The organism is Neisseria meningitidis, assembly GCF_022869645.1.
Taxonomy (GTDB): Bacteria; Pseudomonadota; Gammaproteobacteria; order Burkholderiales; family Neisseriaceae; genus Neisseria; species Neisseria meningitidis.
Genome location: NZ_CP064367.1, coordinates 1,089,980 through 1,111,672, shown reverse-complemented (window position 1 = coordinate 1,111,672; position 21,693 = coordinate 1,089,980). Strand labels below are relative to the sequence as shown.

Sequence of the window (21,693 nt, the reverse complement as noted above, 5' to 3'; positions counted from 1 at the left end):
GTACCCTATTTACCAGTTTATGTAATAACAATGTTATTACCTTGATGAGGTAGTGTCAACATTGAAAAAGATTGCCTGACAGTTTGTCCGATTTCAAAATCTCCGCGACAAGAATGTTTTAAAGCCATTCGGGGATTTGGGGGCGGATGATGCCGTATGCCTCGGGATAGTCGACGCCGGTCAGGTAAAGCCCGTCGGGCATAAAGGTCGGTGGGGCTTTGAGGCGACTGCGTTCTTGAATCAGTGCGGCGAAGCCTTCGACGCTGAGTCTGCCGCTGCCGACATAGACGAGCGCGCCCATGATGTTGCGTACCATGTGGTGCAAAAAGGCGTTGCCGTGCAAATCGAGGCGGACGAGTCCTGCGCTTTGGGTAAGGTCGGCGCGGTAGATGGTTTTGACGGGGGATTTTGCTTGGCATTCGGCGGCGCGGAAGCTGGAGAAGTCTTGTTCGCCGATCAAATAGGCGGCAGCCCGACGCATCGGTTCGATGTCGAGTTTGAGGTGTGTCCAGCCTGCCCTGTTTTTGAGCAGGGGGGAACGGACGGGGGCGGATTCGAGCAGGTAGCGGTAGTGCCGTCCGTATGCGTCAAATCGTGCATGAAATTCGGGGGCGACCTGTCGGGCGTGCAAAACGGCAATGCCTTCGGGCAGGTGGGCATTTACGCCGCGCACCCATGCCTGTTGGGGACGGGCGGCAGTTGTGTCGAAGTGGACGACTTGGGCGGTGGCATGCACGCCGGTGTCGGTCCTGCCGGCAACGGTGGTGGAAACCGCTTCCCCTGCTATTTGGGCGAGCGCGGTTTCCAATGCCGCCTGAACGGTCGGTACGCCGTCAGCCTGTTTCTGCCAGCCGTAAAAGCGGCTGCCGTCATAGGATAGGGTTATTGCCCAGCGTTGTTTTTGTGCGGTATCCATCGGATTTGGGATTCGGATAAATGTTCAGACTGCATTGTATCGCAGATTTTGCAGGGAAACGGCAAACGCCCAGGGCGAGCGGCGTTGTTTGGGGAGTTGTTGGGGGGGGATGCAGTTGCTACGAATCGCTATCCTGTGAATTCACCCTGTCAGGAGTGCCCGAATCGTCATTCCCGCGCAGGCGGGAATCTAGGACGTAAAATCTAAAGAAACCATTTTATAGTGGATTAACAAAAACCAGTACAGCGTTGCCTCGCCTTAGCTCAAAGAGAACGATTCTCTAAGGTGCTGAAGCATCAAGTGAATCGGTTCCGTACTATCTGTACTGTCTGCGGCTTCGTCGCCTTGTCCTGATTTTTGTTAATCCACTATATCCGATAAGTTTCCGCACCGACAAAACTAGATTCCCACTTTCGTGGGAATGACGGGATGCAGGTTCGTGGGAATGACGCGAACAGAAACCTCAAATCCCGTCATTCCCGCGCAGGCGGGAATCTAGACCTTAGAACAACAGCAATATTCAAAGATTATCTGAAAGTCTGGGATTCTGGATTCCCACTTTCGTGGGAATGACGGAATGTAGGTTCGTAGGAATGACGGAATGTAGGTTCGTAGGAATGACGGGATGTAGGTTTCCGTATGGATGGATTCGTCATTCCCGCGCAGGCGGGAATCTAGACATTCAATGCTAAGGCAATTTATCGGAAATGACTGAAACTCAAAAAACTGGATTCCCACTTTCGTGGGAATGACGCGAACAGAAACCTCAAATCCCGTCATTCCCGCGCAGGCGGGAATCTAGGTCTGTCGGTGCGGAAACTTATCGGGTAAAACGGTTTCTTCAGATTTTACGTTCTGGATTCCCACTTTCGTGGGAATGACGGGATGTAGGTTCGTGGGAATGACGCGGTGCAGGTTTTCTTAACCCCGCGTTCTAGATTCCCACTTTCGTAGGAATGACGGCGGTAGATTTGGCAGATGCGGCGGATTCGGCAGGTCTCAACCCATCCTACAATCCACCCTGACCGCCTTTTACGAATCCGCCGCCATCCTGGGAAACGCAAAAAAATGCCGTCCGAAAACCTTTCAGACGGCATTTTCGCGGGCAAATCAGTAAAAGACTTCGCGCCAGCTTAAGCGTTTCATACCGCACGTCGGACCGGGCGGGTTTCGGGTTTCGGAAGAGCGGTGTGAAATGAAACGCGGCAGACGGCGCGTGTGCCGCCATCCTGCCCCGAACCGGCGGCAAAGCGTCATCGCGGTTTGAATCGGGCGGGCGCGTGCCTGTTCCGGCACGGATGCCGTCTGAAAGCGGCGGCAGCGGTATGTGTCGCCGGCTGTGATGCTGCTTTCCGGATGTCCGTTTGGGAGGAGGTCTGAATTGGCGGATGCCTGCCCGGGCCGCGTCAGCCTAAGGCGAAAAGTTCCCTGCCGTGGATTTTGAGCCACTGTTTCGCTTCGGGCGTGTAGGGTGCGAAGCGGCGGGTCAGTGCCCAGAACGCGCGGCTGTGGTCGGCGTGGGCGAGGTGGCAGAGTTCGTGTATGCAGACATAGTCGGCAACGTATTCCGGTGCGCCGACCAGCCGCCAGTTGAAGCGTATGCCTGTGGTTTTGCGGCACACGCCCCAGAAGGTTTTGGCAGAGGTCAGCGAGGAGGGGGCGGGGAACAGTTGTGTGGTGCGGGCGTGGCGTTCGAGGCGGGGAATCAGGTAACTGTGCGCCTGCCGTTCCAAAAAGTCCCGCAGCAGCGCAAGCTGTTTTTCGGGTGCGCCTTCGGGAACACGGATTTCAGACGGCATCAGCAGGATTTGCGTGTCTTGATGGGCGGTGAGGGCAAGCTGTCTGCCGTGGAAGAGGATGGATTCGGGCAGCCGGTTTTCGGCAGTTTGCGGCGGCGGTGTTTTCGCCAGTGTTTGCCGCAGGACGGCTTCGTTTTCATACAGCCAGCGGTTTAGAGCGGAGACGGAGAAGCAGGGTGGGACGCTGATGCGGACGGTATGTGTGCCGGCGGGGCGGATAATCAGGTTTTTCTTGGCACGGCGCTTGATTTCGACGGTCAGTTCCATGCCGTCTGAAAGGGTGTGGACAAAGGCGGTCATGCGGTTTCAGACGGCATTTTGGCGGCAAACGGGCCTGCGCCGGAAATGAGCGGCTGCTGCGTTTCGATGAGGTGTTCGCATTTTCCCATCAATTCGGCTTCGCTGCCGCTTGCGTGCGGGATGGTCGGACAGATGACGACGGTGATTTCCCCCGGATATTTCAGAAAGGAGTTTTTCGGCCAAAATTCGCCGCTGTTGAGGGCGACGGGGACGATGTCCATCTCAAACATTTTCGCCATGCGCGCGCCGCCGAGTTTATATTTGCCGCGTTTTCCGGGCGCAAGGCGTGTGCCTTCGGGGAAAATGGTAATCCAATAGCCTTCGTTTTTGCGCGCCAACCCCTGTTTTATGAGCTGCTCGTTGGCTTCGCGGCGGTTGTTGCGGTCTATGCCTATGGTTTTGACCAGTTTCAAGCCCCAGCCGAAAAAGGGGATTTTGAACAACTCGCGTTTGGCAACGTAAACCTGCGGCGGAAAAATGTCCTGAAGGGCGAGCGTTTCCCAGCCGCTTTGGTGTTTGGCGCAGATGACGGCGGGGCGGTCGGGGATGTTTTCCGCGCCGATGATGCGGTATTTGAGCCCGACGATGTGTTTGAGCGAGAGGTTGAGGATTTTGACCCAGACCCGCGCCATCTTGTGCGCCCCGTCTCGGAAAGGCGAGGCGAGCAGCATAAAGGGAAAGAGGAAAATCAGGGTGGAACAGAGTATCAGCCAGTAAATCAGGTTGCGGATGATGAGCATGGTTTTGCCTTGTCGGAATGCGGTATGTTCAGTCGGCTTGCGGTGCGGCGTTTTCCTGCATGATGTATTGTGAGAAATCGAGCAAGGTATCGAAAACCTGTGTGTGTTCGGGTAATTCGTGTCCGTGTTGGGAGAGCGTTTTTTTGCCTTTTCCGGTCAGAACCAGCGCGGGTTTTCCGCCGACGGCATCGATTGCCTGCAAATCGCGCAGGCTGTCGCCGACCAGCCAGGTTTCCGAGGCTTGGGCGTTGAAGCGTCCGATGATGTCTTCAATCATACCCGGTTTGGGCTTGCGGCAGTTGCAGTTGTCGGCATCGGTGTGCGGGCAGAACCAGATGCCGTTGATTTCGCCGCCTGCCTGACGGACGAGGCGGTGCATTTTGGCGTGCATTTCGGTAAGGTTTTGAACGGTAAAATATTTGCGCCCGATGCCGGATTGGTTGGTGGCAACGGCGACGGTGTAGCCTGCCTGCGTCAGAAATGCCACCGCATCCATGCTGCCTTCGACAGGTATCCACTCGTCAACGGATTTGACGAAGTCATCGCGGTCCTGATTGATGACGCCGTCGCGGTCGAGAATGATGAGTTTCATCGCGTTTCCTTTGGGTTGGGGCGTGTCGGGGATGGGATTATAGGACATAAATCTAGATTAAATTCTGCTACAAGATGTTTCTCTAACTCCAATATTTTATCTTGTGATCTGCGCTTCAGTGGTTTACAATCTACCCCGACATAAATAGTCCACGGCTCAAGATTTTTTCTCACTATAGCCCCTGCTCCAACAGCAACCCCATCACCAATAGTAACGCCTGGTAATACTGTTACATTTGTTCCTAAAATTGCATGTTTTCCAATTCTAACACTAGATTTTTTAACATTAGTATATTTAGATGGGACTGTTGGATTGGTTAACCCCCCCCCATAAAATCATCGCTACCGGTAATAATTCTACACCCTGCGCTTAATCCTGAAAAATGATCCATATAAAATTCTCCACCACCAATAATACTGGTAAATGATGATATATGAACAAAACTTCCTAAAATACTTTTCTCTCCACAATTAAAAAATACAAAATCATCAATTTGAGAATAATCCCCAATTGATAAATTTTCTTTTTTAATAATCTTTGCACCATCGTATATTTTATAATTCACTTTTTAGTTCCTCTAAAAGGGCTCATTGTAACTTCACCATTTTCAGTGATTCCATCTCGAATAATTATACTGAAATATCGGCAGTGATGCGCCTGTGCTGCATTATAATGCACGCTTTCGATAATAATTCGCAACGGCTCAGGTGTGCCGTTTTGAGGAGTGGGGCGGGATGGTTGCCTATGTTTTCCTATTTTTGTTTGTAACGGCGGCGTTGGTGCTGATTATCAGGTCGCACTACCGTTGGACGTATTTTTTCGCATCCGCGCTGTTTGTCTTTTTGGCGGGCGGTATGCTGATGTTGACGGCTCAGTGGCAGCGCGCCTTGAATTTCGCTTCGGTCTGGTTTGTGGTGCTGATACTGTTCCACAGGTTGAAAATCCATTATTACAAACAGCCGCTGTTGATTTCCGACTTTTTGCTGATTGCCGACTGGAGGAATTGGGAAACGCTGTTCCACTATAAGGAAGCGGTTATCGGTATGGCGGGGCTGCTGGCTTTGGCGGCATATGCGGTTTTCGGCTGGAGCGGTGCGGATACTTTGGGTGTGCCGTGGCGTTGGGCGGGCGCGGCGTTGTTTGCGGCATCGTTTGCGTTGATGCGGCATTTTTCCAAGCACCCCGGCGCGGTAAAGACGTGGCTGGACTCGCTGCCGGACGACGGGCGCGACGTGTTTTTGAACCTGCCGATGTCCTGTCGTGCGGTGTTTTTCCAAGTACCCGTGTTCGAGGGCGACGGAGAGGGGTTTGCCAAACAGATGCCGTCTGAACCTCCTTTGCGCGGCAGTTCGGATGAAAAACCCGATATTGTCGTTACCCTGATGGAATCGACGCTCGATCCGCACTGTTTCGACTTTGCCGCCGCCAAGATTCCCGATTTGAAAATGTTCGGACGGCAGGAAGATACCGTATTTTTCTCACCTTTGCGCGTGCATACTTTCGGCGGCGCAACGTGGAAGTCCGAATTTGCGTTTTTAGCGGGTGTTCCGTCCACGGATTTCGGCGCGTTGGCAAGCGGCGTGTTTTACTCGGTCGTACCGCATTTGCAGACCGGTTTGGTCCGCAACCTGCGCGAACACGGTTATTTTTGCGTGGCGCTCTCGCCGTTTACCAAGGGCAACTACAATGCCAAGGCAGCATACGACCATTTCGGCTTTAATCTGATGTTTCAGCCGCAAGATTTGGGCTATCCCGCGCCGATGGGCAAAAACCTGTGGCATATTTCCAGCGAGGAAATGATGCAGTATGCGCGGATGATTCTCGAAAAACGCCATCCCGATTTGGAAAACGTGCGGCAGCCGATGTTCGTATATGTGCTGACCATGAAGGAGCACGGGCCGTATCGGACGGATACCGACAATGTGTTTGATTTGGATGCACCTGATTTGAATGCGAAAACCGTATCCGCGCTTAACGACTACATCGGGCGCATTGCCGATTTGGACAAAGCGGTGGAAAGTTTCGACCGTTATCTGCACGAACGCGGCAAACCCTTTGTTTTCGGTTATTTCGGCGATCATCAGGTACCGTTTGAGGGCGTGTCCGTCAGGAAGAAATGGGATTACGCGCAGCCGGATTATGTAACGCAGTTTGCCGTCAGGAGCAATATTGCCGGCGGATTCGTACAGCGGCAGGATTTCCTCGACCTTGCCTTTGCAGGCGGCGTGCTGATGGAGGCGGCTGGTCTGGAAGCCAAAGACGGCTTCATGCGTGCGAATATGGCGATGCGCGGTTTGTGCGGCGGAGGGTTGGAAGACTGCCCGAACCGGAAACTGGTCGGAGACTATCGGAACTATCTGTACGACGTTTTGAAAATTGTCCGTTAGCTTTTTGCCGCACGGCTGCAACGGTTGCAAAAATGCCGTCTGAAAACTCGTTCAGACGGCATTTTGTTATACGGATGCCAGCATGTCGGTCAGTCGGTCGATGTGGTGCGACAGGGACGGGTTGTAGTTCAGTGCACGCATCGGGTCGGACAGGCGGTGTCCGCCCTGTTTTTTAAGGCTGACGGCTTGGGCAACGGCTTGCGCCAGGGTTTCCGGGTTTTGGCGTGAGAAAAAGAATCCGGCTTCTTCGTTCATGACCTCTGTACATGCCATGTTTTCGGAGAGGACGACGCGTGTGCCGCATAGGACGGATTCGACACCGACCAGCCCGAAGGGTTCGTACAGGGATGCCATAATGGTAAAGTCGGCGGCGCGGTAGAGTTCGGGCATATCGGTGCAGAAGCCCAGTCCGACGACGTTTTTCATAGGGCGGGGGAGCGGGGAGCCGACAACGGCAAGCTTGACGGGCAGGCCGGTATGTTCGAAAAAGTCGGCAAGCAGTTCCAGACCTTTGCGCGTGTGGCCGGTCGATGGGAACAGGAAAACGGTTTCATGGTCGGCAAAGCCGTATTTGGCGCGCAGGTCGGCAGTTTCTCCGGGTTGTGGAAAGAAGCGTTCCGTATCTGCGGGGGGGGGGCGACTTGGATTCTTTCAGGGGGAACGCCGTACAGTCCGACCAGTTCGCGCCGCATCATATGGGAATGCGCCATAATCAGTTTGGCGGTGGCGTAGTTGCTGCGGTTGCGGCGTATGGCGAGACGGTCGAGCAGGTTCGGTTTTTGCGCCATATGGTGCAGGTAGCCCAAGTGTGTGCCGCCGCAGATGAGGAGGTCGGCGTAATCGGCGTGGTGGCAGGCAATCAGTTTGGCGGCACTGTTTTTTCTGGTTTGAGCGAGCCGACTTGAAAAGAGGAATGAGCGTAGTTTTTTCAGCATCCGGTGTTGATCGACAAGATGGGGTTCGATCATGGCGTATTCAGGAATGCCGTGATCAAATTTCGTCGCATAAACGGCCGGTGTGATGTTTTGTCTGTTCAGACCCTTTACCAAATCCAATGTGTAGCGTTCCGTGCCGCCGCCGTGTTTGAAGTTGTTGGTTGCAATGTCTATTTTGAGTTCCATATGATTTTCCGAATGTCGTAAGGCTGTCTGAACAGGGCTTCAGACGGCATTTTGCCTTTATCCTTTAAATACGGGGACGAGTTCCATTTGGCTCAATACCTGTGCGGCGATGTTGACGATGCCGAAAAGGAAGACCCAAACCATCAGCCACAAGCCGCCGTAAACTTTATAGGTTTTGCCTGCGCCGAATTTTTTGCGCGAACGATAGAGCAGCATGGCGGGGATGATGCCTGTCCAGACGGTTGCCGCCAGGCCGACGTAGCCGATGGCGGTAACGAAACCGGTGGGGAAGAGCAGGCAGGAAATTAGAGGCGGCAGGAAGGTCAGCGCGGCGGTTTTGGTGCGGCCGGAGATGCTGTCGTTCCATTTGAAGATGTCGGCGATGTAGTCGAAGAGTCCGAGCGTTACGCCTAAAAACGAGGTGGCGATCGCCATATAGGAAAACAGGGACAATATTTTATCCATATTGCCGGTTTGGGCGAATTTGGACAGGGTTTCGATGAGGACGGAGACTTGCCCTTCGGCGGCGATGACGGGGGCGAACTCGTTGCGCGGCAGGTTGCCTTGGATGGCGGTTTGCCAGAGGACGTAAATCACCAGCGCAATCAGTGTGCCCGTCCAGATGGATTTCGCCACTTTGGGCGCGTCGCCTTTAAAGTATTTGAGCAGGCTGGAGACGTTGCCGTGGAAGCCGAAGGAAGCGAGGCAGACGGGCAGGGCGGTGGCGGCGTAAATCCAGTAGTTTGTGCCGGTAGGGGCTTGGGTGTCGAAGAGGACGGGCAGTTTGGCATCGGCAATCAGGCCGCCGGTTGCCCAAATAAAGGTTAATACCATGCCGCCGATGAGGACGCTGGTGAATCGGTCGACCAAGCGTGCGGATGCCCATACGCAAAAGGCGAGAATGCCGAAGAAGACGAGTTGTCCGACGGTGAGTGAAACGTCGCCGCCTGCCGCGCTGCCTAAGCCTTTGGCGGTCAGGTCGCCGCCAACGAAGATGTAGGCGTAGGTGAGCAGGTATAAAACGAAGGCGACGGCGATGCCGTTGATGATGTTCCAGCCGCGCCCGAGCAGGTCTTTGACCATGGTGTCGAAGCTTGCGCCGTGGGGGTAGTGGGTGTTGACTTCCAAAATCATCAGGCCGCTGGAAAGCATAGAAAACCAGGTGTACAGCAACACGGCCAGCGAGCCGGCAAACCATACGCCGGAGGTGGCGGTGGGGTTGGCGAGCATACCTGCGCCGATGACCGTGCCGGCGATAATCATCGCGCCGCCGAACAGTGAAGGGGTTTTGGTGGGCATATTTTATCTTTCTGACGAAAAGCGTGGCCGCCATTATGCCGTAAAGTGCGGGGGGCTGTAAGATGTTTGCAGTCATGCCGTCTGAAAGTCTGTTCAGACGGCATGACGTTCCATAGTATAATCTTTTTCCTTTTGGGCAACGGCGGACGCCGCCGTGTTTTTGAATGATGGGAGGCAGGATGTCTGACAGAAAATATAATGTGGACGCAGAGGAAATCGCCAAATTCAGCCGGATTGCCGACAAATGGTGGGACAAGTCGGGCGAGTTCAAAACCTTGCACGACATCAATCCGCTCCGGCTCAATTATATCGACGGACACGCGGATTTGCGCGGCAAACGGGTTTTGGATGTAGGCTGTGGCGGCGGCATTCTTGCGGAAAGCATGGCGCGGCGCGGCGCGGCGTTTGTCAAGGGCATCGACATGGCGGAGCAGTCGCTGGAAACCGCCCGCCTGCACGCGGCTTTGAACAATGTCGCCGATATCGAATACGAATGTATCCGCGTGGAAGACCTTGCCGAGGCGGAACCGCACTCGTTCGATGTGGTAACGTGCATGGAAATGATGGAACACGTCCCCGATCCCGCCGCCATCGTGCGTGCTTGTGCCAATCTGGTCAAACCGGACGGCATGGTGTTTTTTTCCACCATCAATAAAAACCCGAAATCGTACCTGCATCTGATTGTGGCGGCGGAATATCTGTTGAAGTTTGTCCCCAAAGGCACGCACGACTGGAAAAAATTCATCGCACCTGCCGAGCTGGCGCGAATGTGCCGTCAGGCAGGCTTGGATGTGGCGGATACGAAGGGTATGACTTACCATGTGTTGTCGCAAACTTATGCCCTGTGCGATTCGACCGATGTGAATTATATGTTTGCCTGCCGTCCGGCGTTCTGACGGCGGGTTTGCCCGTTTTTGAGCAAGTGAGTTGATATGTCTGTCTATACCAGTGTTTCCGATGATGAAATGCGCGGCTTCCTGAGCGGTTACGATTTGGGGGAATTTGTTTCCCTGCAGGGCATCGCGCAGGGGATTACCAACAGCAATTATTTTCTGACGACAACTTCGGGACGTTATGTGCTGACCGTGTTTGAAGTGTTGAAACAGGAAGAGCTGCCGTTTTTTCTGGAGCTTAACCGGCATTTGAGTATGAAGGGCGTGGCGGTTGCCGCGCCGGTTGCGCGCAAAGACGGCCGGCTTGATTCCGTTTTGGCGGGCAAGCCGGCTTGTTTGGTTGCCTGCCTGAAAGGTTCGGATACCGCGCTGCCGACGGCTGAGCAGTGTTTCCATACCGGCGCGATGTTGGCGAAAATGCACCTTGCCGCCGCCGATTTCCCTTTGGAAATGGAAAACCCGCGTTACAATGCGTGGTGGACGGAGGCGTGCGCCCGGCTGCTGCCCGTCCTGTCGCAAGACGATGCCGCGCTGCTGTGTTCCGAAATCGATGCGCTGAAGGACAATCTCGGCAATCATCTGCCTTCGGGCATCATCCACGCCGACCTGTTTAAAGACAATGTGTTGCTTGACGGCGGTCAGGTATCGGGCTTCATCGATTTCTATTATGCCTGCCGGGGCAATTTTATGTATGACTTGGCGATTGCGGTCAACGATTGGGCAAGGACGGCGGACAATAAGTTGGATGAGGCGTTGAAAAAGGCGTTTATCGGCGGTTATGAGGGCGTGCGCCCCTTGAGTGCCGAAGAAAAGGCGTATTTCCCGACCGCCCAACGTGCAGGCTGCATCCGTTTTTGGGTGTCGCGCCTGTTGGATTTTCATTTTCCGCAGGCGGGCGAGATGACGTTTATCAAAGACCCGAACGCGTTCCGCAACCTGCTGTTGAGTTTGGGTTGAGTGCGTCCGGCGTTTGACAGAAATGCCGTCTGAAAGGGTTTCAGACGGCATTTTTATGGCTGATTAAAACGAAAATGAGACGATAGCCGGGTATTTTCCATTTTATAGTGGATTAACAAAAATCAGGACAAGGCGACGAAGCCGAAGACAGTACAGATAGTACGGAACCGATTCACTCGGTGCTTCAGCACCTTAGAGAATCGTTCTCTTTGAGCTAAGGCGAGGCAACGCTGTACTGGTTTTTGTTAATCCACTATAAATCAATGTAATCCATTCTGTTCCCGATGTTTATGCCGTCTGAAACCCATCCTGTGTCGGGCTTCAGACGGCATATTGCTTCAAAGCAGGTTTTCCGAGGCAACCCAGTTCAGAATATCGGCTTCGACCGCTTCGGGCGTGCCGGGGTTGGCGATTTTGACCCCGTATTCGCCTTCGCCCAGTTCCTCGAGGATTTCCAGTTGCGAATCGAGCATCCCTGCTTTCATGTAATGTCCTTTGCGCGACATCATGCGCTCGAGGTTGATGTCTTGCGGCGGACTGAGGTGGATGAAAGCAGCTTTGCCTTCGGCTCCGCGCAGAATGTCGCGGTAGCCGCGTTTGAGGGCGGAACAGGTTACGATGGTGTGGTTCGCACCGTTTTGCGCCTGTTGCGTCATCCAGTCGCGCAGATTGCCCAACCACGGATAGCGGTCTTCATCGGTCAGCGGAATACCCGCGCCCATCTTGTCGCGGTTGGCTTGGGTGTGGAACTCGTCGCCTTCGGCATGGGGACATTGACCGAGGTGTTTCTGCAGGGACAGCGCGGCGGTGGTCTTGCCGCAGCCGCATACGCCCATAACGACAAAATGCGTAGTCATTTACTATCCTTTCCGTCTGTCAGACGATGGCGAACAGCAGTGCGGACAAGGCAAAGCCGATGAGTGCGATGAGGGTTTGGTTGACCGTCCAGGTTTTCAGCGTGGTCGGTACGTCCATGTCCAAGAGGCGGCCGACCAGCCAGAAGCCGGAGTCGTTGAAGTGGCTGCAACCGACCGAACCTGCCGCCGTTGCCAATACGATACAGGCGAGCTGCCAGTCGGTAAAGCCGGCGGCGGTAACGGCAGGAGCCATCAGCGCGGCGGCGGTGGTCAGGGCGACGGTTGCCGAACCTTGCGCGATACGCAGTGCCAAGGCGACAAGGAAACAGCCCAAAAGGACGGGAATGCCCAAATCCGCCATGCTGTCGGCGAGTGCCTTGCCGATGCCGGAAGCGCGCAAAACGCCGCCGAACATACCGCCCGCGCCGGTAATCAGAATCACGGAACAGACGGGGGCGAGTGCGCCGTCCACGGTTTTTTCCAATGCGCTGCCGCTTTCGCCGCGTTTGCGTCCCAAGACAAACAGTGCGACCAATACGGAAATCAGAAGGGCGATCGGTGTCGAACCGATTATTTTTGCCGTCTGAACCCAGGTTTCGTCCGCACTTACGAGTTTTTCGCTGATGAGGGCCGATACGCCGGTATTCAGGAAAATCAGCAGCATGGGAATCAGCATGATGGCGACGACCGTTCCTGCTTTGGCAGGTTCTTTCGGCAGGTCGTTGTCTTGCGTGCCGCCGCTGAGCAGTTCGGGAACGGGAACATGGATGGTGCGCCCCAACACTTTGCCGAGCATATAGCCGCTGAAATACCATGTGATGAAGGCGGTCGGCAGACCCAAAATCAAAACTTGGCCGATGTTCGCGCCGTAAAATTCGGAAGCGGCAATCGGGCCCGGATGGGGCGGCAGGAAGACGTGCATGACGGAAAATGCGCCGATGGAGGCAAGCGCGAAGGGCAGTACGTCCTGTTTCATGCGCCGTGCGGTGGCGAACACGATGGGCAGCATGACGATTAGTCCGGCATCGAAGAAAATCGGGAAGCCGAAAATCAGCGAGGCAACGCCCAGCGCGAACGGTGCGCGTTTTTCGCCGAACATCCGGATCAGCGCGTCCGCCAGCGACTGTGCGCCGCCGGATGTTTCGACCAGACGTCCGAGCATCGCGCCCAGGCCGACCAGAAGCGCCACGCCGCCGAGCGTGCCGCCGAAGTTTTTGACCAGTACGTCGTTGACAATGCTGCCTGTGGGCAAACCGGTTGCCAAAGCCGTCAGCAGGCTGACGATGACCAGTGTCAGCAGCGCGTGGATGCGGAATTTGACGATTAAAATCAGAATGAGGATGATTGCCGCCGCCGAAATGCCCAACAGGGTTTGCGCGGACAGCGTCTGTGTCCAGCCGTCCATTTGTAAAGCCTTTCTCTGTAATAAAAGTACAAAATTGTCAGGTTTTTTTAAGTTGTGCGAAAACGATAGCACAAATCGGGCGGTAAGTTGTTTGTCTGAAGTTATATTCCTGTTTATTTGAACGATTTATTTCAGACGGCGGGAGGAAGGCGGATACGGTATGTAGTCGGATTGAAATATACGGTATGTGGGGCTTTTGGGTACAATCGCAACATCAGTGTTTCAAGTGGGGAAGGCGATGGATGGACGGCGTTGGGCGGTATGGGGTGCTTTTGCCCTGCTGCCTTCGGCTTTTTTGGCGGTAATGGTCGTTGCGCCTTTGTGGGCGGTGGCGGCGTATGACGGTTTGGCGTGGCGCGCGGTGCTGTCGGATGCCTATATGCTCAAACGTTTGGCGTGGACGGTATTTCAGGCAGCGGCAACCTGTGTGCTGGTGCTGCCTTTGGGCGTGCCTGTCGCGTGGGTGCTGGCGCGGCTGGCGTTTCCGGGGCGGGCTTTGGTGCTGCGCCTGCTGATGCTGCCTTTTGTGATGCCCACGTTGGTGGCGGGCGTGGGCGTGCTGGCTCTGTTCGGGGCGGACGGCCTGTTGTGGCGCGGACGGCAGGATACGCCGTATCTGTTGTTGTACGGCAATGTGTTTTTCAACCTTCCTGTGTTGGTCAGGGCGGCGTATCAGGGGTTTGTGCAAGTGCCTGCGGCACGGCTTCAGACGGCACGGACGTTGGGCGCGGGGGCGTGGCGGCGGTTTTGGGACATTGAAATGCCCGTTTTGCGCCCGTGGCTTGCCGGCGGCGTGTGCCTTGTCTTCCTGTATTGTTTTTCGGGGTTCGGGCTGGCATTGCTGCTGGGCGGCAGCCGTTATGCCACGGTCGAAGTGGAAATTTACCAGTTGGTCATGTTCGAACTCGATATGGCGGGGGCTTCGGCACTGGTGTGGCTGGTGTTGGGGGTAACGGCGGCGGCAGGGTTGCTGTATGCGTGGTTCGGCAGGCGCGCGGTTTCGGATAAGGCGGTTTCACCCGTGATGCCGTCGCCGCCGCAGTCGGTCGGGGGATATGTGCTGCTGGCGTTTGCGGCGGCGGTGTTGTCTGTGTGCTGCCTGTTTCCTTTGTTGGCAATTGTTGTGAAAGCGTGGTCGGCCGGCGAATCGTGGCGTGTGTTAATGGAAAGTGAAACGAGGCAGGCAGTGTGGAATACTTTGCGCTTCTCGGCGGCGGCGGTGTTTGCGGCGGCGGTTTTGGGTGTGGTGTATGCGGCGGCGGCGCGGCGGTCAGCGTGGATGCGCGGGCTGATGTTTTTGCCGTTTATGGTGTCGCCGGTTTGTGTTTCGGCGGGCGTGCTGCTGCTTTATCCGGGGTGGACGGCTTCGTTGCCGTTGCTGCTGGCGATGTATGCGCTGCTGGCGTATCCGTTTGTGGCAAAAGATGTTTTATCAGCCTGGGATGCACTGCCGCCGGATTACGGCAGGGCGGCGGCGGGTTTGGGTGCAAACGGCTTTCAGACGGCATGCCGTATTACACTCCCCCTCTTGAAACCGGCGTTGCGGCGCGGTCTGACTTTGGCGGCGGCGACGTGTGTGGGCGAATTTGCGGCGACATTGTTCCTGTCGCGTCCGGAATGGCAGACGTTGACGACTTTGATTTATGCCTATTTGGGGCGTGCGGGTGAGGATAATTATGCGCGGGCAATGGTGTTGACATTGCTGTTGTCGGCATTTGCGGTGTGCATTTTCCTGCTGTTGGACGGCGGCGAAGGCGGAAAACGGACGGAAACGTTATAATGCGAACCCTTTTTCAGAGGACGGCAAAATGAGCGAGTTGGATAACATCCTTGCCCACAACCGGCAGTTTGTCGAATCGGGCGAATATGAAAAATACTTTACCGACAAATACCCCGAACGCGGGCTGGCGGTTTTGTCCTGTATGGATGCGCGGATTATCGGGCTGCTGCCCGACGCGTTGGGTTTGAAAAACGGCGATGCCAAGCTGATTAAAAATGCCGGCGCGCTGGTTACGCACCCGTGGGGTTCGGTGATGCGGAGCCTTTTGGTTGCCGTGTTTGAATTGAAGGTCAGAGAGATTATGGTCATCGCCCATCACGATTGCGGTATGCAGGGGCTGAATGCCGAAGAATTCCTCGGGCGCGTCCGGGAAAGCCGGATTCCCGAAGACCGTATCGAAACCCTGCGTTATGCCGGTATCGACCTCGACGGCTGGCTGACCGGTTTCGACAACGTCGAAGACAGCGTGCGCCACACGGTGGACCTTATCCGTAACCATCCGCTGATGCCGCGCCATATTGCCGTTCACGGATTGGTCATCCATCCCGTTACCGGCAAACTGACGCTGGTTGTGGACGGCAGTGTTTCAGACGGCATGGACTTATCGGAAGGAATGGAAACATCATGAAGAAAATCGGACTGTTCGGCGGCACTTTCGACCCGATACACAACGGGCATCTCCACATCGCCCGCGCCTTTGCCGACGAAATCGGCTTGGACGCGGTTGTTTTCCTGCCGGCAGGCGGCCCGTACCACAAAGATGCCGCCTCCGCTTCCGCCGCCGACCGCCTTGCCATGGTCGAACTGGCGACGGCAGAAGACGCGCGTTTTGCCGTCAGCGACTGCGACATCGTCCGTCACGGCGAGACTTATACTTTCGACACCGTCCAAATTTTCCGCCAGCAGTTCCCCTCGGCGCAACTCTGGTGGCTGATGGGCAGCGACAGCCTGATGAAGCTGCATACATGGAAAAAATGGCAGATGCTCGTGCGCGAAACCAATATCGCCGTCGCCATGAGGCAGGGCGACAGCCTGCACAAAATGCCGGGCGAACTGCACGCATGGCTGGGCAAGTCCCTTCAGGACGGCAGCGTCCGCATCTTGTCCGCCCCGATGCATAATGTGTCGTCAACGGAAATCCGCCACAACCTTGCCGGCCAAGGCGTTTCAGACGGCATCCCGCCTGCCGCCGCACGCTACATCCGCGAACACGGTTTGTATGAAAAATAAAGTCAAATCAGTAAGGAACGGCTATAATGCCGTCTGAAAACATCCCGTTAGGAACATAATGAACGAGCAAGAACTGCAAGACCTGCAAAAAATGGTCGAGGTCGCCGTCAACGCCCTCGAAGACATCAAAGCCAAAGATATTTCCGTTCTCGAAACGCAAGACAAAACTTCGCTGTTTGCTAGAATGATTATCGCCAGCGGCGACAGTACCCGCCAAGTCAAAGCACTGGCCAACAACGTTGCCGTCGATTTGAAAGAAGCCGGTTTTGAAATCCTCAGTACCGAAGGCGACAGCGGCGAATGGACGTTGGTTGATGCAGGAGACCTCGTCGTCCACGTCATGCTCCCTGCCGTGCGCGACTTCTACGACATCGACACCCTCTGGGGCGGCGAGAAACCGAGTTTCCACGCCGGAATGCAGAAGCCGTGGCACGCGGCAGACTGATTCCCGATGCCGTCTGAATGTTCAGACGGCATTTTCCTGTCAGGGAGAAAGCATTGAACATTACCGTTTTGGCAGTCGGCACCAAAATGCCGCGCTGGGTTGATGAGGCCGTCGCCGAATACGCCAAACGCTTCGGACGCGACGTCGCCTACGCACTCAAAGAAATCAAACCCGAAAAACGCGGCGCGGGCGTGAATGCCGCCCAAGGTATGGCGGCGGAAGAAAAACGCATCCTCGAAGCCGTTCCGCAAGGCGCGTTCCTCGTCGTTCTTGACGAACGCGGCAAAGCACCGACCTCCGTCGAGCTGGCGGAACACCTCAAAAGCTGGCAGCAAAACGGCGAACACGTCTGCTTCGTCATCGGCGGCGCGGACGGCATGACCGACCGCCTCAAACAACAGGCGCGCATAATGATGCGCCTGTCCAGCCTCACCCTGCCGCACGGCATGGTGCGCGTCCTTCTGACCGAGCAGCTCTACCGCGCCGCCTCCATCCTGCACAACCATCCCTATCATCGGGAATAAGAAGGCTTTTGTCCGTACCCCTAATCGGTTAAAATCACCCCGTTATTTCTGAACACACAGCAAAGGAATCCGCTATGGCACGCATGGTATTTTGCGTTAAGCTCAACAAAGAAGCCGAAGGCATGAAATTCCCACCGCTTCCCAACGAATTGGGCAAGCGCATTTTTGAAAACGTATCGCAAGAAGCATGGATGGCGTGGACGCGCCACCAAACCATGCTGATTAACGAAAACCGCTTAAGCCTTGCCGATCCGCGCGCGCGCGAATACCTGGCTCAGCAGATGGAGCAGTATTTCTTCGGCGACGGCGCGGATGCCGTTCAGGGATACGTTCCGCAATAACGGTTTTCCGTTTTGAACACAGGCTGTCCGAAACTGCTTCAGACGGCCTTTAAAATACGCCGGACAACTTTATCTTCACGCAACCGGACAAATTTTGACATTGGGCAATGTTAAAATCCCCCATTATTCCCAACCGCGCTTTCAGGAGCAGATGATATGCAACACGACGTTTACGACTACACCGCGCATACGGTTTCTAAAAACACCGTCCTGCAGAAAACCTACCGCCTGCTCGGATTTTCATTCATTCCGGCTGCCGCAGGCGCGGCACTTGCCGCCAATGCCGGTTTCAATTTTTACGCCGCCTTCGGTTCGCGCTGGATAGGGTTTGCCGTCGTGTTGGCGTTTTTCTACGGTATGATCCACTTCATCGAGAAAAACCGTTACAGCAATACCGGCGTTACCCTGCTGATGGTATTCACATTCGGTATGGGCGTATTGATCGGCCCCGTGCTGCAATACGCGCTCCATATTGCCGACGGTGCGAAAATCGTCGGCATTGCCGCCGCGATGACCGCCGCCGTCTTTTTAACGATGTCCGCCTTGGCGCGCCGAACCCGGCTCGATATGAACGCGCTCGGACGCTTCCTGACCGTAGGTGCGGTCATTCTGATGGTCGCCGTGGTTGCCAATCTGTTTTTGGGTATTCCCGCACTCGCCCTGACCATTTCCGCCGGTTTTGTCTTGTTCAGTTCCTTAATGATTATGTGGCAGGTACGCACCGTCATCGACGGCGGCGAAGACAGCCACATCAGCGCGGCACTGACACTGTTTATCTCGCTTTACAACATCTTCAGCAGCCTGCTGAACATCCTGTTGTCTTTAAACGGCGAGGATTGATGCCGGTAAAACGCCGTCCGACTATGCCGTCTGAAAATGCTTCAGACGGCATTTTACTTTGGGCATACAATACGGATGCACACGCACCAACACACAGCCGACTATGAAGCCGGGAGGAATCAAATGTTACCGAATACACCGCGCCGCGCCGTTTATGCCGGCAGTTTCGATCCGCCCACATTGGGGCATCTGTGGATGATACGGCAGGCGCAATCTATGTTTGACGAACTCATCGTCGCCATCGGCATTAACCCCGACAAACGCAGCACCTATACCGTCGCTGAAAGGCAGGATATGTTGTGCGATATTACTAAAATGTTTCCCAACGTCAGAACCGATGTATTTGAAAACCGATTTCTGGTGCATTACGCCCGTGAGGTAGATGCAGGATTCATCGTGCGCGGCATCCGTTCTGCTTCGGATTACGAATACGAACGTTCCATGCGCCATATCAACAGCGACCTCGCCCCCGAAATATCCACCGTATTCCTCATGCCGCCGCGCGAAATCGCCGAAGTGTCGTCCACTATGGTCAAAGGACTGGTCGGGCCGGAAGGCTGGACGGAAACGATCCACCGCTACGTGCCGCAAGCTGTGTACGAAAAAATCCTTGCCGAACATCAACACGAAAATTGAACCCTTCTATTTTTGCAAGGCATATATGGATATGTTGGAAATTTTGTTCCGCCATCAAGACTTCGTCGCCATCAACAAACCGGGCGGCATATCCGTCCACCAAGACAGCGGCGAGACCGGACTGGCCCGAACACTCGCCATACAGTTGGGCGTAGAGCGTGTGTGGCTGCTGCACCGATTGGACAAACAGACCAGCGGCATTTTACTGTTTGCCCTCAACAAAGAAAGCGCGTCCGCCCTTAGCGGACAGTTTGCCGGCAAAAGCATCAAAAAAACCTATTTGGCACTGTCCGACCGCAAGCCGTCCAAAAAGCAGGGTTGGATTAAAGGCGGAATGGAAAAATCCAGATGTGGAATGTGGAAGTTGACGCGCAATACAGAAAATATCGCCGTTACCCGATTCCACAGCATCAGTATCGCCGAAAAACTGCGGCTGTTCATCCTAGAACCGCATACGGGCAAAACGCACCAATTGAGAGTGGCGATGAAAAGTTTGGGCAGTCCGATTCTGGGTGACAGCTTATACGGCGGAACAGAATCCGAAACCATGTTTCTGTATGCATGGAAAATACAATTTGACTACCAAAACCGACAAATCGAAATTGTTGCACCCTTAAAAAACGAATGGCAGACTGAAAATATCCATCGGGCACTGGAAGAATTCTGTATGGAAAATAAAATTGACTGATATAAATTAAATTTATAAACAAATAGATAAATATTTTTAAAAAAATTTCTTCAGAAAAGTATTGACCGTTTTCCCCTGTGGGCGTATAGTTCGGTTCTTCGCTGCTGCAGAAGTGGCGGACGAACTGAAAAGTATAGCACAGAATGTTGGGGATATCGAGAGATATCTTGACAAGCGGAAGAAATACTTTATAATTCAAACGCTCTTTAACAAAACAGATTACCGATAAGTGTGAGTGCCTTGAGCCTCACACTGTTTGAAAGACAGACAAGATAATGTTTTGAACATTGTCCTGTCGGTTTCTTTGAAGCAGACCAGAAGTTAAAAAGTTAGAGATTGAACATAAGAGTTTGATCCTGGCTCAGATTGAACGCTGGCGGCATGCTTTACACATGCAAGTCGGACGGCAGCACAGAGAAGCTTGCTTCTCGGGTGGCGAGTGGCGAACGGGTGAGTAACATATCGGAACGTACCGAGTAGTGGGGGATAACTGATCGAAAGATCAGCTAATACCGCATACGTCTTGAGAGAGAAAGCAGGGGACCTTCGGGCCTTGCGCTATTCGAGCGGCCGATATCTGATTAGCTAGTTGGTGGGGTAAAGGCCTACCAAGGCGACGATCAGTAGCGGGTCTGAGAGGATGATCCGCCACACTGGGACTGAGACACGGCCCAGACTCCTACGGGAGGCAGCAGTGGGGAATTTTGGACAATGGGCGCAAGCCTGATCCAGCCATGCCGCGTGTCTGAAGAAGGCCTTCGGGTTGTAAAGGACTTTTGTCAGGGAAGAAAAGGCTGTTGCTAATATCAGCGGCTGATGACGGTACCTGAAGAATAAGCACCGGCTAACTACGTGCCAGCAGCCGCGGTAATACGTAGGGTGCGAGCGTTAATCGGAATTACTGGGCGTAAAGCGGGCGCAGACGGTTACTTAAGCAGGATGTGAAATCCCCGGGCTCAACCCGGGAACTGCGTTCTGAACTGGGTGACTCGAGTGTGTCAGAGGGAGGTAGAATTCCACGTGTAGCAGTGAAATGCGTAGAGATGTGGAGGAATACCGATGGCGAAGGCAGCCTCCTGGGACAACACTGACGTTCATGCCCGAAAGCGTGGGTAGCAAACAGGATTAGATACCCTGGTAGTCCACGCCCTAAACGATGTCAATTAGCTGTTGGGCAACCTGATTGCTTGGTAGCGTAGCTAACGCGTGAAATTGACCGCCTGGGGAGTACGGTCGCAAGATTAAAACTCAAAGGAATTGACGGGGACCCGCACAAGCGGTGGATGATGTGGATTAATTCGATGCAACGCGAAGAACCTTACCTGGTCTTGACATGTACGGAATCCTCCGGAGACGGAGGAGTGCCTTCGGGAGCCGTAACACAGGTGCTGCATGGCTGTCGTCAGCTCGTGTCGTGAGATGTTGGGTTAAGTCCCGCAACGAGCGCAACCCTTGTCATTAGTTGCCATCATTCAGTTGGGCACTCTAATGAGACTGCCGGTGACAAGCCGGAGGAAGGTGGGGATGACGTCAAGTCCTCATGGCCCTTATGACCAGGGCTTCACACGTCATACAATGGTCGGTACAGAGGGTAGCCAAGCCGCGAGGCGGAGCCAATCTCACAAAACCGATCGTAGTCCGGATTGCACTCTGCAACTCGAGTGCATGAAGTCGGAATCGCTAGTAATCGCAGGTCAGCATACTGCGGTGAATACGTTCCCGGGTCTTGTACACACCGCCCGTCACACCATGGGAGTGGGGGATACCAGAAGTAGGTAGGGTAACCGCAAGGAGCCCGCTTACCACGGTATGCTTCATGACTGGGGTGAAGTCGTAACAAGGTAGCCGTAGGGGAACCTGCGGCTGGATCACCTCCTTTCTAGAGAAAGAAGAGGCTTTAGGCATTCACACTTATCGGTAAACTGAAAAAGATGCGGAAGAAG

General features: G+C 54.5%; 24 protein-coding genes and 1 rRNA gene. 13 read left to right on the top strand and 12 right to left on the bottom strand.

Annotated features, from left to right (window positions below):
• Window positions 1-118: 118 nt before the first annotated feature.
• From truA to IUJ45_RS05630, 7 genes are all read right to left on the bottom strand, one after another.
• A complete protein-coding gene (gene truA, locus IUJ45_RS05660) occupies window positions 119-916 on the bottom strand; it encodes a tRNA pseudouridine(38-40) synthase TruA (protein WP_002247182.1) in 798 nt (265 codons plus the stop codon).
• Window positions 917-2,026: 1,110 nt separating this feature from the next.
• Window positions 2,027-2,365 (bottom strand): hypothetical protein, encoded by a 339-nt coding sequence (locus IUJ45_RS05655; RefSeq protein WP_226893050.1) that lies wholly within the window; start codon window positions 2,363-2,365, stop codon window positions 2,027-2,029.
• Complete coding sequence (locus IUJ45_RS05650) at window positions 2,323-3,015, bottom strand: YgjP family zinc-dependent metalloprotease (RefSeq protein WP_002218164.1); 693 nt, start codon at window positions 3,013-3,015, stop codon at window positions 2,323-2,325. Before IUJ45_RS05650 ends, IUJ45_RS05655 begins: the two co-directional genes overlap by 43 nt.
• Window positions 3,012-3,755 carry a lysophospholipid acyltransferase family protein gene (locus IUJ45_RS05645; RefSeq protein WP_002224689.1) on the bottom strand — a complete coding sequence of 248 codons (744 nt, stop codon included), beginning with the start codon at window positions 3,753-3,755 and terminating at the stop codon, window positions 3,012-3,014. The genes IUJ45_RS05650 and IUJ45_RS05645 overlap by 4 nt, the downstream gene beginning before the upstream one ends.
• A 28-nt stretch (window positions 3,756-3,783) precedes the next feature.
• On the bottom strand, window positions 3,784-4,347 hold the full coding sequence (gene gmhB / locus IUJ45_RS05640) for a D-glycero-beta-D-manno-heptose 1,7-bisphosphate 7-phosphatase (RefSeq protein WP_002214967.1): 564 nt from the start codon (window positions 4,345-4,347) through the stop codon (window positions 3,784-3,786).
• Window positions 4,344-4,595 carry an acyltransferase gene (locus tag IUJ45_RS05635; protein WP_231844767.1) on the bottom strand — a complete coding sequence of 84 codons (252 nt, stop codon included), beginning with the start codon at window positions 4,593-4,595 and terminating at the stop codon, window positions 4,344-4,346. Before IUJ45_RS05635 ends, gmhB begins: the two co-directional genes overlap by 4 nt.
• A gap of 68 nt (window positions 4,596-4,663) precedes the next feature.
• Window positions 4,664-4,912: an LbetaH domain-containing protein gene (locus tag IUJ45_RS05630; RefSeq protein WP_228372609.1), complete on the bottom strand. Its 249-nt coding sequence runs from the start codon at window positions 4,910-4,912 to the stop codon at window positions 4,664-4,666.
• A 169-nt stretch (window positions 4,913-5,081) separates the two neighbouring features.
• Between IUJ45_RS05630 and IUJ45_RS05625 the strand changes: the two genes are divergently transcribed.
• Entirely contained in the window at window positions 5,082-6,734 is a 1,653-nt protein-coding gene (locus IUJ45_RS05625; protein ID WP_002226785.1) for an LTA synthase family protein, read from the top strand.
• Window positions 6,735-6,800: 66 nt separating this feature from the next.
• Here the strand turns inward: IUJ45_RS05625 and IUJ45_RS05620 are convergent, their stop codons facing one another.
• The 3 genes from IUJ45_RS05620 to IUJ45_RS05610 are packed head-to-tail and all read right to left on the bottom strand — an operon-like array spanning window position 6,801 to window position 9,154.
• A complete protein-coding gene (locus tag IUJ45_RS05620; protein WP_228376090.1) occupies window positions 6,801-7,274 on the bottom strand; it encodes a glycosyltransferase family 4 protein in 474 nt (157 codons plus the stop codon).
• Complete coding sequence (locus IUJ45_RS05615; RefSeq protein WP_244706034.1) at window positions 7,157-7,855, bottom strand: glycosyltransferase family 4 protein; 699 nt, start codon at window positions 7,853-7,855, stop codon at window positions 7,157-7,159. The genes IUJ45_RS05620 and IUJ45_RS05615 overlap by 118 nt, the downstream gene beginning before the upstream one ends.
• A 57-nt stretch (window positions 7,856-7,912) precedes the next feature.
• Window positions 7,913-9,154, bottom strand: a complete 1,242-nt coding sequence (locus tag IUJ45_RS05610) for an aromatic amino acid transporter (protein WP_002249488.1) — start codon at window positions 9,152-9,154, stop codon at window positions 7,913-7,915.
• 167 nt (window positions 9,155-9,321) lie between these two features.
• Between IUJ45_RS05610 and ubiG the strand changes: the two genes are divergently transcribed.
• Together ubiG and thrB are read left to right on the top strand one after the other, a co-directional pair.
• Entirely contained in the window at window positions 9,322-10,050 is a 729-nt protein-coding gene (gene ubiG, locus IUJ45_RS05605; protein ID WP_079887182.1) for a bifunctional 2-polyprenyl-6-hydroxyphenol methylase/3-demethylubiquinol 3-O-methyltransferase UbiG, read from the top strand.
• A gap of 36 nt (window positions 10,051-10,086) precedes the next feature.
• Entirely contained in the window at window positions 10,087-11,004 is a 918-nt protein-coding gene (gene thrB / locus IUJ45_RS05600; protein WP_002218156.1) for a homoserine kinase, read from the top strand.
• A 338-nt stretch (window positions 11,005-11,342) separates the two neighbouring features.
• Here the strand turns inward: thrB and IUJ45_RS05595 are convergent, their stop codons facing one another.
• Both IUJ45_RS05595 and IUJ45_RS05590 read right to left on the bottom strand, forming a co-directional pair.
• On the bottom strand, window positions 11,343-11,861 hold the full coding sequence (locus IUJ45_RS05595) for a gluconokinase, GntK/IdnK-type (RefSeq protein ID WP_002236227.1): 519 nt from the start codon (window positions 11,859-11,861) through the stop codon (window positions 11,343-11,345).
• A gap of 19 nt (window positions 11,862-11,880) precedes the next feature.
• Window positions 11,881-13,266: a GntP family permease gene (locus IUJ45_RS05590; RefSeq protein WP_002236226.1), complete on the bottom strand. Its 1,386-nt coding sequence runs from the start codon at window positions 13,264-13,266 to the stop codon at window positions 11,881-11,883.
• Between the two features lie 238 nt (window positions 13,267-13,504).
• Between IUJ45_RS05590 and IUJ45_RS05585 the strand changes: the two genes are divergently transcribed.
• The 10 genes from IUJ45_RS05585 (at window position 13,505) to IUJ45_RS05540 (ending at window position 21,629) form a co-directional block, all read left to right on the top strand.
• Window positions 13,505-15,046, top strand: coding sequence for an ABC transporter permease (locus tag IUJ45_RS05585; RefSeq protein WP_002237380.1), 1,542 nt, complete (start codon window positions 13,505-13,507; stop codon window positions 15,044-15,046).
• A gap of 28 nt (window positions 15,047-15,074) precedes the next feature.
• Complete coding sequence (locus IUJ45_RS05580; protein WP_002223159.1) at window positions 15,075-15,674, top strand: beta-class carbonic anhydrase; 600 nt, start codon at window positions 15,075-15,077, stop codon at window positions 15,672-15,674.
• The gene (nadD, locus tag IUJ45_RS05575) at window positions 15,671-16,276 is read left to right on the top strand and encodes a nicotinate-nucleotide adenylyltransferase (protein ID WP_002246504.1); all 606 of its coding nucleotides are present in this window, start codon (window positions 15,671-15,673) and stop codon (window positions 16,274-16,276) included. Before IUJ45_RS05580 ends, nadD begins: the two co-directional genes overlap by 4 nt.
• 58 nt (window positions 16,277-16,334) lie before the next feature.
• Window positions 16,335-16,721, top strand: a complete 387-nt coding sequence (gene rsfS, locus IUJ45_RS05570; RefSeq protein ID WP_002246503.1) for a ribosome silencing factor — start codon at window positions 16,335-16,337, stop codon at window positions 16,719-16,721.
• A gap of 53 nt (window positions 16,722-16,774) precedes the next feature.
• Window positions 16,775-17,245, top strand: a complete 471-nt coding sequence (gene rlmH, locus IUJ45_RS05565; protein WP_002246502.1) for a 23S rRNA (pseudouridine(1915)-N(3))-methyltransferase RlmH — start codon at window positions 16,775-16,777, stop codon at window positions 17,243-17,245.
• 74 nt (window positions 17,246-17,319) lie between these two features.
• The gene (locus IUJ45_RS05560; RefSeq protein WP_002223157.1) at window positions 17,320-17,586 is read left to right on the top strand and encodes an oxidative damage protection protein; all 267 of its coding nucleotides are present in this window, start codon (window positions 17,320-17,322) and stop codon (window positions 17,584-17,586) included.
• 156 nt (window positions 17,587-17,742) lie between these two features.
• Complete coding sequence (locus tag IUJ45_RS05555) at window positions 17,743-18,426, top strand: Bax inhibitor-1 family protein (RefSeq protein WP_002214943.1); 684 nt, start codon at window positions 17,743-17,745, stop codon at window positions 18,424-18,426.
• A 123-nt stretch (window positions 18,427-18,549) separates the two neighbouring features.
• Complete coding sequence (gene coaD, locus IUJ45_RS05550; RefSeq protein WP_002218149.1) at window positions 18,550-19,062, top strand: pantetheine-phosphate adenylyltransferase; 513 nt, start codon at window positions 18,550-18,552, stop codon at window positions 19,060-19,062.
• A gap of 31 nt (window positions 19,063-19,093) precedes the next feature.
• A complete protein-coding gene (locus IUJ45_RS05545; protein ID WP_002223153.1) occupies window positions 19,094-19,750 on the top strand; it encodes a TIGR01621 family pseudouridine synthase in 657 nt (218 codons plus the stop codon).
• Window positions 19,751-20,088: 338 nt separating this feature from the next.
• A 16S ribosomal RNA gene (locus IUJ45_RS05540) occupies window positions 20,089-21,629 on the top strand.
• The last annotated feature ends 64 nt before the right edge of the window (window positions 21,630-21,693 follow it).

Coding starts and splice junctions, on each gene's coding strand:
- rsfS (WP_002246503.1), top strand. CDS start 16,335: ATGAACGAGCAAGAACTGCAAGACCTGCAAAAAATGGTCGAGGTCGCC.
- IUJ45_RS05615 (WP_244706034.1), bottom strand. CDS start 7,855: ATGGAACTCAAAATAGACATTGCAACCAACAACTTCAAACACGGCGGC.
- ubiG (WP_079887182.1), top strand. CDS start 9,322: ATGGGAGGCAGGATGTCTGACAGAAAATATAATGTGGACGCAGAGGAA.
- IUJ45_RS05610 (WP_002249488.1), bottom strand. CDS start 9,154: ATGCCCACCAAAACCCCTTCACTGTTCGGCGGCGCGATGATTATCGCC.
- nadD (WP_002246504.1), top strand. CDS start 15,671: ATGAAGAAAATCGGACTGTTCGGCGGCACTTTCGACCCGATACACAAC.
- IUJ45_RS05580 (WP_002223159.1), top strand. CDS start 15,075: ATGAGCGAGTTGGATAACATCCTTGCCCACAACCGGCAGTTTGTCGAA.
- truA (WP_002247182.1), bottom strand. CDS start 916: ATGGATACCGCACAAAAACAACGCTGGGCAATAACCCTATCCTATGAC.
- IUJ45_RS05545 (WP_002223153.1), top strand. CDS start 19,094: ATGTTGGAAATTTTGTTCCGCCATCAAGACTTCGTCGCCATCAACAAA.
- IUJ45_RS05625 (WP_002226785.1), top strand. CDS start 5,082: ATGGTTGCCTATGTTTTCCTATTTTTGTTTGTAACGGCGGCGTTGGTG.
- IUJ45_RS05590 (WP_002236226.1), bottom strand. CDS start 13,266: ATGGACGGCTGGACACAGACGCTGTCCGCGCAAACCCTGTTGGGCATT.
- IUJ45_RS05645 (WP_002224689.1), bottom strand. CDS start 3,755: ATGCTCATCATCCGCAACCTGATTTACTGGCTGATACTCTGTTCCACC.
- IUJ45_RS05595 (WP_002236227.1), bottom strand. CDS start 11,861: ATGACTACGCATTTTGTCGTTATGGGCGTATGCGGCTGCGGCAAGACC.
- coaD (WP_002218149.1), top strand. CDS start 18,550: ATGTTACCGAATACACCGCGCCGCGCCGTTTATGCCGGCAGTTTCGAT.
- gmhB (WP_002214967.1), bottom strand. CDS start 4,347: ATGAAACTCATCATTCTCGACCGCGACGGCGTCATCAATCAGGACCGC.
- IUJ45_RS05555 (WP_002214943.1), top strand. CDS start 17,743: ATGCAACACGACGTTTACGACTACACCGCGCATACGGTTTCTAAAAAC.
- IUJ45_RS05585 (WP_002237380.1), top strand. CDS start 13,505: ATGGATGGACGGCGTTGGGCGGTATGGGGTGCTTTTGCCCTGCTGCCT.
- IUJ45_RS05560 (WP_002223157.1), top strand. CDS start 17,320: ATGGCACGCATGGTATTTTGCGTTAAGCTCAACAAAGAAGCCGAAGGC.
- IUJ45_RS05650 (WP_002218164.1), bottom strand. CDS start 3,015: ATGACCGCCTTTGTCCACACCCTTTCAGACGGCATGGAACTGACCGTC.
- thrB (WP_002218156.1), top strand. CDS start 10,087: ATGTCTGTCTATACCAGTGTTTCCGATGATGAAATGCGCGGCTTCCTG.